We start from the raw sequence: 11,786 nt of genomic DNA, 5'->3' as shown, positions 1-11,786 counted from the left end.
CGCCGTCCCAGAAATCTTCGCGTCCCCCTGTCACCTCCGTCGCGCAACCGTCGGGCGGGGCCCTCCGGGAATCCTGGTACGCTTGCCACGGTATGACGGAGTGCCCGGCCGAGACGACGTTGAGCGACCTGCTGGCGGGGTTGCTGCCACCCGAGCAGCGGGCCGGAGTCCTCTCGCACCTCGAGGGTTGCACCGACTGTCAGCGGGCCCTGGCCGCGGCGGGGGATGACCCCATCTTCTCGAAGGCGGATCCGGACGTGTCCGCCGCGCCGCTGGAGCGCGGCGCCACGCTGTCGCGGTACGTGGTGCTGGAGCGCATCGGCGCCGGGGCCATGGGCGTGGTGTACGCGGCCTATGACCCGGAGCTGGACCGCCAGGTGGCCCTCAAGGTGCTGCGCCCCGAGGGACGTCAGGTGGAGGAGTTGCGGCTGAGGCTGGTGCTGGAGGCCCAGGCGCTGGCCCGCCTCTCCCACGCCAATGTCGTCTCCGTGTTCGACGTGGGCACCCATGGCGACTGCGTCTTCCTGGCCATGGAGCTGGTGGACGGCGTCACGCTCGCGGAGTGGTTGAAGCAGCCGCGCTCCTGGAAGGAGGTGCTGCGCATCTTCAGCGAGGCCGGACGCGGGCTGGCGGCGGCGCACGCGGCGGGCCTCGTGCACCGCGACTTCAAGCCCGCCAACGTCCTCGTCGGGCGGGACGGCCGGGTGCGGGTGACGGACTTCGGCATGGCGCGTCCACTCAACCGGGGACAGGGGGCCGCCCCCGGGTCGGAGCCCGGCCCTGCCGCGTCCACGGCCAGTCCCCTCACGCGGACGGGCGCCCTGCTGGGCACGCCCGCGTACATGGCCCCGGAGTTGCTCGGCGGCCGGCGGGCAGACGCGCTGTCGGACCAGTTCAGCTTCTGCGTCGCCTTGCATGAGGCCCTCTACGGCGTGCGCCCCTTCGAGGGCGGCAGCCTGGAGGAGGTGGCCCGCGCCGCGCTGGAGGGCCGCGTGCGCCCGGCGAGCCCTGGCGCGAAGGTGCCCGCCTGGGTGCGGCGCGCGGTGCTGCGCGGACTGCTGCCGCGTCCCGAGGAGCGCCACCCGTCCATGGAGCCGCTGCTGGCGGCGCTCGCTCCGCCGCCGCGGCGTGTATGGACCCGGGTGGCGGCGCTGGCCGGTGCGGCCTGCCTTCTGGGCGCTGGCGTGGCGTACTCGGTGGCGCACCGGACCGAGACGCGCTGCGCGCAGGAAACGGAGAAGCTCGAGGGCGCGTGGGGGAGCGCGCGGCGGGAGCAGGCACGCGCGGCCTTCCTCGCCACGGGCGTGCCGGCCGCGGCCGAGGTCTGGGAGAAGGTGGCCGGGATGCTGGACGCACACGCCTCGCAGTGGCGCGAGCTGCGCACCGAGGCCTGTGTCATGTCCCACGAGCAGCCCGCGAGCAACGCGTGGCAGATGGCTGCCTGTCTCGATGCCCGGCTGTGGCAGCTCGCCGCCGTCACCGACGTGCTGAAGAAGGCGGACACGCAGACGGTGCGCAACGCGGGGCAGCTCACCGCGTCGCTCGAGGGGCTGGGAGGGTGCCGGGATGCTCCGGAGCTGTCCACCCGTCCGCAGCCGCCGGACGCGCTCCGTCCTCGCGTGGACGTAATCCGGCGCAGGCTGGCGGACGTCGAGGCCTTGCGCGTCGCGGGGCGGTACGGCGAGGGGCTCGGGCTCACGTCCACCCTCCTCGGGGACCTCCAGGGCCTGGATTACAAGCCGCTCGAAGCAGAGGTGCTGCTCGCCCATGGCGAGCTCCAGGAGTTGAGCGGCAAGCCGAAGGAGGCGCAGGACACCCTCTACAAGGCCGTCTTCGCCGCCGAGGCCGGGCGCGACGACGAGACGGCGGCGCGCGCGTGGAACTCGCTCATCTTTGTGGTGGGCGTGGACCTCGCGCGCGCCGCGGACGTGGAGCGCATCGTCCAGCACGCCCAGGCCGCGGTGGACCGCCTGGGGCGCGAGCGCTTCCCGGGCATCGCCGCGGACCTGCATCATCGGCTGACCCTGGTGCTGATGGGGCAGGGGAAGTACGTCGAGGCGGAGGTGGAAATCACGCGGGGGTTGGAGCTGGCGCGCAGGGCCTACGCCCCGGACAGCCTGCGCATGGCCCGGTTCCTCTCCGGGCTCGGCAGTGCCCGTTACCATGTGGGGAAGTACCCGGAGGCGCTGGAGCTGCAGCTTCAGGCGCTCGCGCTGTACGAGCACCACCTGGGGAAGGACCACCAGATGCTCGCCACCTGCCTCAACGGCCTCTCCAACATCTATGCGGCCCTGGGCAAGGCGGACGAGTCCATCGCCACCCAGCGGCGGGCCATCGCCGTCCACGAGGCCTCCGGGGCGCCGGAGCAGGCACGCTCGGCCCTGCTCGCCAACCTGGGCCTGCGACTGCGGATCCTGGGCCAGACTGAAGAGGCAACGGCGCTCCTGCGGCGGGCGCTCGACCTCGCCAGGCAGAAACATGGCCTGGACCACCCCCAGACGGCCGTGGCGCTGTCGAACCTGGGGCGGCTCGTCAGCGACGCGGACCACATCGAGGAAGCCCTCGGGCTCTACCGCGAGTCCCTGGCCTGCTTCGAGCGCGCCCTGGGGCCGGACTCGCCGCGCATCGCGACGGTGCTGCTCCACCGCTCCAATACCTACGTCCGGGTGGGGCGCTTCGAGGACGCGCGACGCGACCTCCTCCGGTTGCAGGCCCTCGTGGAGAAGGGCCAGGGCGCCGACAGCGACCTGGGGGGGACGGTGCTCGTGCAGCTGGCGTCGGTGGACATGCGTACGGGCGCGCCACGACAGGCGCTCGCGCGCTGCCAGCGCGCCCTGACGATGCACGAGCGCGCCGGGGGCGCGGACTCCCTGGACGTCGCCAGGGACGGGGGCTGCATGGGCGAGGCCTGGCTCCTGCTGGGCGAGCCCGAGAAGGCCCTGTCGCTCGTCGAGCGCGCCCGCGTGCGCCTGGGCACCTCCTCCTTCGAGGGCATGGACACGGCCTGGTTCACCTTCGTCCTGGCCAGGACGCTGTGGGCGCTGAAACCTCCGGACCGCGCCCGCGCGGCCGCCCTGGCCGAGGAGGCCCGGAGTCGCTTCAAGGCCCTGGGCCTCATGGCCCGCCCGGAGCTGGAGAAGGTCGTGGCCTGGCAGCGACGTGAGGGATTGCAATGAGTGACACCCCGGAACCCGACTCCCTCGCCGAATTGCTCCGCGCGTACGTCCCGCTGGAGCGCCGCGCGCAGGTGGCGGCCGTGGAGGGCCTGGACGCCCTGCTGAACGAGCACCTCGCGGCGGCCCGGGCCGCGTGGCCCACGGTGATGCTCCCGGTGGAGTCCTTCCTGCGCCACGTGGCCCGGCACCTGCCCGCCGAGGCGACGGCGGACGTGCTGCGCCAGTTGCACGGCGCGGACCTGTATCTCGCGTGCGCCTGCGCCGAGGGCAACCCGCAGGCCCTGCGTGCCTTCGACCAGCACGTCCTCCAGAAGGTGCCCCCGAAGCTGGGCGCCCTGCCGCGCGCCACCGTGGACGAGGTGCTCCAGGTGCTTCGCGCCCGGCTGCTGATGGGCCGTGGCGAGGCGCCTCCGAAAGTCGCGGACTACTCAGGCCGGGGCCCGCTCGTGGCCTGGGTGCGCATCACCGCTTCGCGCATCGCTGGCGAACTGGCGCACCGGGACGGGCGCGAGGAGCTCTTCGACGAGCCCCCGGAAGCCTTCGCGCGGATGCTTTCCACCGGGGACCCGGAGCACGAGATGGTGCGCAAGGACTCGCGCGAGCTGCTCGTCGAGGTGCTGCGCAAGGTGCTCGCGTCCCTCCCCGAGCGCGAGCGCGCGCTCCTGCGACTGCACCACCTCCACGGCTTCACCATGGACCGGCTCTCCGCGCTGTATGGCGAGTCGCGCTCCGGCCTGCAGCGCCAGGTGGCGCACGCGCGCGAGCGGTTGCTGAAACTCACCCGCGCGGAGCTGGCCGCGCGGATGCGGCTGGAGGGCTCGGAGCTGGAGAGCCTGCTGGGCCTGGTGCGCAGCCGGCTCGACTTGAGCCTCAACCGCCTGCTGGGCTGAGGGCCGGACGCGCTACTTCCGGGGCCACGCGTCCCTCATGGCCCCGGCCACCTCTTTGAGCGCGCCCGTGAAGGGCGAGCGCTTCCTCCAGATGAGGGCCAGCGTCCGCTTGGGGGCCGGGTCCGCGAAGGGGCGCACCCGCAGCTCCGAGCGCTTCACCTCGGTGGCCACCGCCAGCGACGGCAGCAGGGTGACGCCCGCGCCCGAGGCAATCATCTGCGTCAGCGTGGGAAGGCTCGTCGCGCGGAACTCCAATTCATGTGCGCGCGCCTTGGAGCACAGGGCGAGCGCCTGCTCCCGGAAGCAGTGCCCCTCGTCCAGGAGCAGCACGTCCTGTCCGCGGAGTTCCGATGGAGAGGCCTCGCCCTTCTTCTGGCCCAGCGGGTGGTCCTTCGGCGTCACGAGGAAGAACGGGTCCTCCGCGAGCACCGCTGACTCCACGTCACCCAGCCCGGTCTCCAGCGCGACGAGCGCGGCGTCCAGCCCGCCCCGCTCCAGCTCGCGTGTCAGTGCCTCCGTCTTGTCCTCCAGCCAGCGCACGGTGAGCCGGGGGAAGTGCTTGCGCAGCGCGGGCGTCACCGCCGGCAGCAGGTAGGGCGACACGGTGGGGATGATGCCCAGCCGCAGGGTGCCGCTGAGCGGGTCTCCCGCCCGCCGGGCCGCTTCGGTGAGGGCCTCCACGTCCACCAGCAGCCGCCTCGCACGCTCGGCCAGCTCCGTCCCCACGGCGGTCAACAACACGCGGCGCTGGTCTCTCTCGAACAGCTGCACCCCCAGCACGCCCTCGAGCTGGGCAATCTGGGCGCTCAGCGACGGCTGGGACACGTGGCAGCGTTCCGCCGCCTTCCGGAAGCTCAGCGAGTCCGCCACCGCGACCACGTACTGGAGCTGTCGCAGCGTGAAGGGGTGGGGCGCGAGGTTCATGGCCCCAGCCTGCTACGGCGAGTCCGGGCTGCCCTCTTCCTCGGGGACGAGCACCGTCTTGAGCTGGTCCAGCATCGCGGGCGACGCCTCGGTGAAGGCGAGGCCCACCTCGAAGCGGGCCACCGCGTCGACGGGGAGCTTCTTCGTCCATGCCACGCGCGCCACGCAGCTCAGCGTCGTGCCGTCCTTGAGGAACAGGTCCAGCTCCAGGGGGATTTTCGCGCTGAACTCCTCGTCGGAGTAGATGCGCACACCGCCGAGGCTGGCGTCCAGCACCTGCTGCCAGTCCACGCGCCTCAGCCGTGCCGGGCGTGCATACAGTGGCGCCGCGAGTCGGGGGAAGCGGCGGCGGTCTGACGGGGAGTTGGTCTCGCTCACGCTGTGCCTCATACGCCTTCTCCGGGGGGTGCCCGGCGCACCTCCCGGACAACCTGGACGAGCATAGGGGATTCCCACACCTGCAAGGAAATCCGCTGCAACGTTTCAGCCAGGCCACCCTGGGTCCGAGCTGACGACGGTGGCTCGAACCCGGGCCTGCCTGACTGCTCAGAGGGCGGCCTCGACGGCCTTCTCCAGCTCCGCGCGGGTGTGCCAGTCCACGGGGCGGCGCCCCGTCACCAGCTCCAGTGTCCCGTCGGCGAACGCCACGGAGGCGTGCTTGTCGGTGCGCAGCTGGATGCGCTTCACCTTCTCGCGCAGGGTGGAGCGGCCGAGGTCGTCCTTCACCAGCGCCTCCAGCACCTCGCGGGCGCGCTCCGCCAGGAAGCCGAGCGCCCGCAGCTCCTCCGCGCTGGTGGCGTCGACGCCGGACGCGAGGCCTAGGGTGACGGACGTCTCGGTGGCGGCGCGCACGCGGGCCTCCACGGCGGCGAGCTGGCGGCGGAGCTGGAGCAGCGAGGGGACGGGCACCGAGTCGCGCTTCAGCGCGCCGAAGGCGGGGACGTCGAGGATGGAGATGGACTCGATGGTTCCCACGGGGATGACGATGGCTCCTTCGTAGGGGGTGCCGCTCTCGGCGGGCACGTGGAGGAGCACGGCGCGGCCTTCGCGGCGGTCCTCCAGAATCTCCCGGACGAAGCCGGACGCGGCGCGCCCGCTGCGCAGGGAGAGGCCGATGCGCGGGAGCACCAGGGGGATGCCGGCCTGCTGGCGCCAGGTGATGCGGAGCACCGCCTGCAGCGTCGCGTCCAGGCCCTTCGCGTCCCAGTCGAGGAAGGCGCGCAGCGGGTCCTTCGCACTGTAGACGTTGGGCAGCTCGGGCGCGGCCTCCAGCGCCTTCTGGATGGCCTGCTGCCGGTCCTCCACCTCGTCCACGTTGGTGGCGGGCTCGTGGTCCAGCGTGAGCACGCCGTCCCGGAAGCTGGCCACGCTGGAGGCGGAGGAGTTGCCGGCGCTGTTGCGGATGACGACGCGCTTGAGCGAGCCCTGGAGCGACTCGCGCCCGAGGTCATCCTGGCTGATGGCGCGCAGTGCGCCGATGAGCGGGGCGAAGAAGACCTTGGGCCACGTCTCCTCGTAGAGGTGCTCGTAGCCCTCGACGGCGAGGCTCGTCCAGTCCACCTCCACCGGCACGTCGAAGCGGGCGGCGGCGTCGACGTCCTTCTTCAGCTTCGGGTAGTGCGTCTCCTCGAACTGCTTCGCGGCCTTGCGCTCGGCGATTCCCATGTGGCCTCCAGGGTGTGGACGGCCGGCAGTCTCGTCCAGGCGGCCGCACACCGACAACCCGGGGGATGGGCTATACCGCACGCCCTGATGACCCTCGTTCCGACGCTGTACGACTTCCAGGTCGCCCTGAGTCACGTCGACCGCTCGATTGACCAGCCCACGCTGGTCATCAAGCTCGCGCGCCACCCGTCGGAGACGATGCAGCGCGCGTGGCTGCGGGTGCTCGCGTTCTGCTGGCTGTGGGAGGAGCGGCTGGCCTTCGGCAAGGGCCTGGCCGAGCCCGACTCTCCGGACATCGAATGCCGCGACTACACGGGCCTCGTCACCCGCTGGGTGCGCGTGGGGAAGGCGGACCCGCTGAAGGTCCAGCGCGCCGTGGACCAGAACCCGCACGCGAAGGTCGCCGTGGTGTTCGAGTCCACCCAGCGCATGGAGGCCTTCCTCGCCGAGGCGCGAGAGGCGAAGGCGGCACGCGTCTCCAGGGCGGAGCTCGTCGCGGTGGATGCGGACCTGCTGCGCGAGCTCTCCCAGTTCGACTCGCGGCGCATCAAGCTGTCGGTGACCTTCGTCGGCGACCACGCCTATGTCGAGTGCGAGGGGCAGAGCTTCGACGGTCCGCTCACCCGCTCCACTCCGTGAAGCTCGAGCGCCACGTCGGAGGGCTCTCGCTCGCCCGGAAGGCCCACTACCTGCGCTCGCGCGGCTGGCGCGAGGAGGAGGGTGGCTGGTCCAGCGACATCTTCGGCCTGCACAAGACGGCGAGGGCTCTCCACCATCAGCTCACCGATGACCTGAGCCAGGCGCTCCGTCAGCGGGGCTGGCAGGTGCTCGGGTACTCCGAGCGGGGCTATGTGCAGCTCCGCGAGGGTGAGCGCGGCAGGCCGTGCTCCCTGCCCAAGGCGCTGCGCACCCAGGCCCGCCGCGAGAAGCGGCCCGTCGCGGAGCTGACCTATTCATTGTTCCTCGCGGCGCTGCTCGACGTGGAAGGCGGGTAGGGCGCGCGACGGAGCCGGGTGCCAGCTCCCCCCACATGGATGCAATCGGGTTGCGCAGGCAAAGGATTGAGCTGTGCGGGGGGCTTTGCGATGGTCTGCCCCATGAAGCGTTGCCTCCTGCCCTGTCTCGTCCTCGTTGCCTGCGCCACGCCGCCGAGCTCCGTGCCCACCGTGGAGCCCGTGGCCACCTCGTCGCCGCTTCCCCAGGAGGTTCGGCTGGCCGACCTGCGCCAGCTCACCTTCGGGGGAGAGAACGCGGAGGCCTACTGGTCCTTCGACGGCACGCAGCTCTCCCTCCAGGCCCGGCACGAGGGGATGGGGTGTGACCGCATCTACCGCATGGCCATCGACCCGGCGGGCGCGAAGCCCACGGTGACACCGGTGTCGAGCGGGCAGGGCGCGACGACGTGCTCGCACTTCCTGCCGGGAGACCAGGAGCTCATCTACGCCTCCACGCACCTGGGCGGCGAGGCGTGCCCGCCGCGCCCGGACCACTCCATGGGCTACGTCTGGGCGCTCTACGACACCTACGACATCTTCAAGACGCGCGCGGACGGCACGGGCGAGCTGGCCCGGCTGACGGAGACGAAGGGCTACGACGCGGAGGGCACCGTCTGCGCGAAGGACGGCTCCATCATCTTCACCTCCGTGCGGGATGGAGACCTGGAGCTGTACCGCATGGACCGGGACGGGAAGAACGTCCGGCGGCTCACGAATACGCCCGGCTATGACGGTGGCGCGTTCTTCAACGCGGACTGCACGAAGATTGTCTGGCGCGCCTCGCGCCCGCACGCGGGCAAGGAACTGGAGGACTACCAGGGTCTGCTGGCCCGGGGGCTGGTGCGGCCCACGAAGCTGGAGCTGTACGTGGCCAACGCGGACGGCTCGGAAGCGAAGCAGATTACGTGGCTCAACGCCGCCTCCTTCGCGCCGTTCTTCCACCCCAACGGGCGGCGCATCCTCTTCTCGTCCAACTACGGCGACCCGAAGGGCCGCGAGTTCGACATCTGGGCGGTGGACGTCGACGGCTCCAACCTGGAGCGCATCACCCACGCCCCCGGCTTCGACGGCTTCCCCATGTTCTCCCCCGACGGGAAGTGGCTGGCGTTCTCCAGCAACCGCGCCACCGCGCCCGGGAAGAGCGACACCAACCTCTTCCTCGCGCGCTGGGTGGACGACGCGAAGCCCGTCACCGAGGCGACGGCCACGGACCGCATCAAGCAGGACGTCACCTTCCTCGCGGCCCCGGAGCGTGAGGGGCGCGGCATCGGCACCACCGGACTGGAGGCGGCGGGCCAGCACATCGAGCAGCGTTTCCAGTCGCTCGGCCTTTCGCCCGCGGGGGACGGCGGCACGTTCCGCCAGGTGTTCCCGGTGACGACGGCGGTGAAGCCGGGTGCGGGCACACAGGTGACGCTCGGCGGGACGCAGGTGCCGGCGGACGCGTACACGGTGCTCGGGTTCTCCGCGCAGGGCGTGGCGCAGGGGCCGCTGGTGTTCGCCGGCTACGGCATCGTCGAGCCGTCGCTGAAGGTGGACGACTACGCGAAGCAGTCGGTGAAGGGGAAGCTCGTGGTGGTGCGGCGCTTCGTGCCGGACACGGCCACGTTCTCCGACACCGACAAGCAGCGGCGCTTCGGGGACCTGCGCTACAAGGCGTGGGTCGCCGCGCAGCGAGGCGCGAAGGCGCTCCTCGTCGTCGACTGGCCCGAGGCCCCCACGCCGCCCCAGAAGGACTGGCAGTTGCCGTCCGAGGCGTCGCTGCCCGGCCTGTCGCCCGAGGGCCACGGTGACGCTGGCATCCCCGTGGTGGTGGTGAAGCGCGCGGCCCTGGCGCCGCTGATGGACGCGCTGACGCGGGGCAAGCGCGTCGAGGCCCGCGTCGAGACGCGGCTCGACTTCGAGAAGCGCGACGCCTTCAACGTCGTGGGCCTGCTGTCGGCGGGAGAGGGGAAGCTGCCCGGCGCCATCGTGATTGGCGCGCACTACGACCACCTGGGCCTGGGCGGACGCTTCTCGCTCGCGCCGGACCGGCACGAGCCGCATGGTGGAGCGGACGACAACGCCTCTGGCGTCGCGGGCCTGCTCGAAATCGCGCGCACCCTCGCGGAGCAGCGCACGAAGCTCCAGCGCGACGTGTTCTTCGTGGCCTTCTCCGGCGAGGAGACGGGCGTGCTCGGGTCCACGTACTTCACGCGGCAGCGCGGCGACGCGGGGATGAAGGACATCGCGGCCATGCTCAACCTGGACATGGTGGGCCGGCTGCGCTCGGGCGGGCTGACGGTGCTGGGAGCCGAGTCGGCCGGGGAGTGGGGGCCGCTCATCTCCGCCGCCTGTGAGCAGGCCCGCGTGCCCTGCTCGCCCAGTGGCGACGGCTATGGCCCGAGCGACCACTCGCCGTTCTACGCGGCCGGCGTCCCGGTGCTGCACTTCTTCACGGGGGCGCACTCGGACTACCACAAGCCCTCGGACACGGTGGACACCCTCAACGTCGCGGGCACGGAGCGGGTGGCTCGCATCGTCTCCACCGTGGCGCTGTCGCTGGACGGGAAGACGGCGCTCACCTACCGGAAGGTGCCGTCCCCGGCGCCGCGGGGAGACATGCGCAGCTTCAACGCCTCGCTCGGCACCGTGCCGGACTACGCGGGCCCGCCGGAGGGGCAGAAGGGCATGTTGCTCGCGGGCGTGCGGGCCGGGGGCGCGGCGGACCAGGCGGGCATGAAGCGGGGCGACATCCTCGTGCGGCTCGGCAAGAGCGTGATTGGTGGCGTGGAGGATTTGATGTTCGTGCTCAACACCTCCAAGCCCGGCGAGACGGTGCGGGCCGTGGTCCTCCGCGACGGGAAGGAAGTGCCGCTGGAGGTGACGTTCCAGGAGAGCAAGCGGCCTCGCTGAGGGAGGCGCCATGCCGCGCAGGACGAAGCTCGCGCCGCGGAAGACGCCCACCCAGGAGCGCTCCCGCGCCACGGTGGACGCGCTGGTGCAGGCGACCGCGGACCTCCTGGTGCGCGACGGCTACGAGAAGCTGACCACCAATCGCGTGGCCGAGCGCGCCGGGGTCAACATCGCGTCGCTGTACCAGTTCTTCCCCGGCAAGGAGGCGCTCGTGGCGGAGGTGCGCCGCCGCCACGTGGACGCGCAGCAGGTGGCCATGCGAGAGGCCATGACGGAGCTGCGAGGGGAGGGGCTGGAGGCGACGGTACGCGCGCTCGTCTCCATGGGCGTCGCGGCGCACGCGGTGAACCCGAAGCTCCACCATGCGCTCACGGAGGAGCTGCCGGCCCGCGTCTCGCGAGTGGGTCAGCCGGAGGAGGACCCCGTGCTCGCCGAGGCGCGCAAGCTGTTCGAGCGCCTCGCCGTGGGCGTCGAGGACCTGGAGCGGGCCCTGTGGATGGTGGACACCGTCTCGCATGCCGTCATCCACCGGGGCGTCATCGAGCGTCCCCAGGACCTCGCGAGCGGAGCGCTCACCGAGGAGCTCGTCACCCTGCTGCTGCGCTACCTACGGCGCCGGTGAGGGCGCCTGGTTTGCGCGCCGCCACTTTACCTCGCCCACGGCCGCCGTGCCGCCGCTCGTGGGGACGGGGACGGTGTACGTCAGCTCGTCGCCGGTGAGCGTGAAGCCGCGCCGCTGCTCGGTGCCCTCCCAGTTCGGGAACGAGGCGTGGTCGATGTGGAAGGTGAGGGTGCCTTCCGCGCCATCCACCGTGTACCGGCCGAAGTGCGAGTTGCTCCCCTGCACCGTGGCCTTGTACTCGTCCGGCGTGCCCTGGCTCTTGTCATTGGACGCGAAGCGGGCGCGGCCCGTGCGGAGGATGTGGAGGGAGTAGCGGCCCTGGCCGTCGAACATCAGCAGGCCCTGGGGCTGGGGGCCGTAGAGCTGCACGCGCCGGCCGTCGGGATACACGTTGTCGCAGAGCACGAGCGTCCACGTCCCCGCGAGCTCCTTCGTGGACACCTTCTCACGAGGGGCGGCGGCCAGGAGCAGCAGGGACACGGCGGCGAGGGTGAGGCTTCGGGACAGGTGCATGAGGTTCCTCACATGAGCGGCCCGCCGCCGTCCATGGCGCGGACGGTGTCGGTGGAGTTTGTAACCGTATTGACTGGTTACGTGGTGTGGATATGGGCTGGAATCT

Annotated in this window: 10 protein-coding genes; 6 read left to right on the top strand and 4 right to left on the bottom strand. The window is 71.7% G+C overall.

What is annotated here, in order from left to right; genetic code table 11:
- The first annotated feature begins 119 nt into the window (after nt 1–119).
- Nucleotides 120–3,176, top strand: a complete 3,057-nt coding sequence (locus OV427_RS15155; protein WP_324289958.1) for a serine/threonine-protein kinase — start codon at nt 120–122, stop codon at nt 3,174–3,176.
- Complete coding sequence (locus OV427_RS15150) at nt 3,173–4,066, top strand: sigma factor-like helix-turn-helix DNA-binding protein (protein WP_267856817.1); 894 nt, start codon at nt 3,173–3,175, stop codon at nt 4,064–4,066. The genes OV427_RS15155 and OV427_RS15150 overlap by 4 nt, the downstream gene beginning before the upstream one ends.
- Before the next feature lie 12 nt (nt 4,067–4,078).
- Here OV427_RS15150 and OV427_RS15145 read toward each other — a convergent pair whose 3' ends face one another.
- The 3 genes from OV427_RS15145 to OV427_RS15135 form a co-directional block, all read right to left on the bottom strand.
- Entirely contained in the window at nt 4,079–4,990 is a 912-nt protein-coding gene (locus OV427_RS15145; protein ID WP_267856816.1) for a LysR substrate-binding domain-containing protein, read from the bottom strand.
- A gap of 12 nt (nt 4,991–5,002) precedes the next feature.
- Nucleotides 5,003–5,368: a PilZ domain-containing protein gene (locus OV427_RS15140; RefSeq protein ID WP_267856815.1), complete on the bottom strand. Its 366-nt coding sequence runs from the start codon at nt 5,366–5,368 to the stop codon at nt 5,003–5,005.
- A 168-nt stretch (nt 5,369–5,536) separates the two neighbouring features.
- Nucleotides 5,537–6,655, bottom strand: a complete 1,119-nt coding sequence (locus OV427_RS15135; protein WP_267856814.1) for a hypothetical protein — start codon at nt 6,653–6,655, stop codon at nt 5,537–5,539.
- Between the two features lie 87 nt (nt 6,656–6,742).
- On the opposite strand from OV427_RS15135, the gene OV427_RS15130 reads away from it, so the two are divergent.
- The 4 genes from OV427_RS15130 to OV427_RS15115 all read left to right on the top strand — a co-directional run bounded on the left by OV427_RS15130 (nt 6,743) and on the right by OV427_RS15115 (nt 11,167).
- Nucleotides 6,743–7,294 carry a YaeQ family protein gene (locus tag OV427_RS15130; protein ID WP_267856813.1) on the top strand — a complete coding sequence of 184 codons (552 nt, stop codon included), beginning with the start codon at nt 6,743–6,745 and terminating at the stop codon, nt 7,292–7,294.
- Nucleotides 7,291–7,650, top strand: a complete 360-nt coding sequence (locus OV427_RS15125) for a hypothetical protein (protein WP_267856812.1) — start codon at nt 7,291–7,293, stop codon at nt 7,648–7,650. Before OV427_RS15130 ends, OV427_RS15125 begins: the two co-directional genes overlap by 4 nt.
- Nucleotides 7,651–7,752: 102 nt before the next feature.
- On the top strand, nt 7,753–10,545 hold the full coding sequence (locus OV427_RS15120) for a M20/M25/M40 family metallo-hydrolase (RefSeq protein ID WP_267856811.1): 2,793 nt from the start codon (nt 7,753–7,755) through the stop codon (nt 10,543–10,545).
- A gap of 10 nt (nt 10,546–10,555) precedes the next feature.
- The gene (locus OV427_RS15115; protein ID WP_267856810.1) at nt 10,556–11,167 is read left to right on the top strand and encodes a TetR/AcrR family transcriptional regulator; all 612 of its coding nucleotides are present in this window, start codon (nt 10,556–10,558) and stop codon (nt 11,165–11,167) included.
- Here the strand turns inward: OV427_RS15115 and OV427_RS15110 are convergent.
- Entirely contained in the window at nt 11,153–11,680 is a 528-nt protein-coding gene (locus OV427_RS15110; protein WP_267856809.1) for a lipocalin-like domain-containing protein, read from the bottom strand. The genes OV427_RS15115 and OV427_RS15110 overlap by 15 nt on opposite strands.
- Between the last annotated feature and the right edge of the window lie 106 nt (nt 11,681–11,786).

This window comes from Pyxidicoccus sp. MSG2, from assembly GCF_026626705.1.
Lineage (GTDB): Bacteria > Myxococcota > Myxococcia > Myxococcales > Myxococcaceae > Myxococcus.
This window is presented reverse-complemented; position numbering and strand designations above follow the sequence as displayed.

Excerpts from the sequence above, each read along its gene's own strand:
- OV427_RS15150 (WP_267856817.1), top strand. The coding sequence starts at position 3,173 with ATGAGTGACACCCCGGAACCCGACTCCCTCGCCGAATTGCTCCGCGCG.
- OV427_RS15145 (WP_267856816.1), bottom strand. The coding sequence starts at position 4,990 with ATGAACCTCGCGCCCCACCCCTTCACGCTGCGACAGCTCCAGTACGTG.
- OV427_RS15135 (WP_267856814.1), bottom strand. The coding sequence starts at position 6,655 with ATGGGAATCGCCGAGCGCAAGGCCGCGAAGCAGTTCGAGGAGACGCAC.
- OV427_RS15130 (WP_267856813.1), top strand. The coding sequence starts at position 6,743 with ATGACCCTCGTTCCGACGCTGTACGACTTCCAGGTCGCCCTGAGTCAC.
- OV427_RS15120 (WP_267856811.1), top strand. The coding sequence starts at position 7,753 with ATGAAGCGTTGCCTCCTGCCCTGTCTCGTCCTCGTTGCCTGCGCCACG.
- OV427_RS15115 (WP_267856810.1), top strand. The coding sequence starts at position 10,556 with ATGCCGCGCAGGACGAAGCTCGCGCCGCGGAAGACGCCCACCCAGGAG.
- OV427_RS15110 (WP_267856809.1), bottom strand. The coding sequence starts at position 11,680 with ATGCACCTGTCCCGAAGCCTCACCCTCGCCGCCGTGTCCCTGCTGCTC.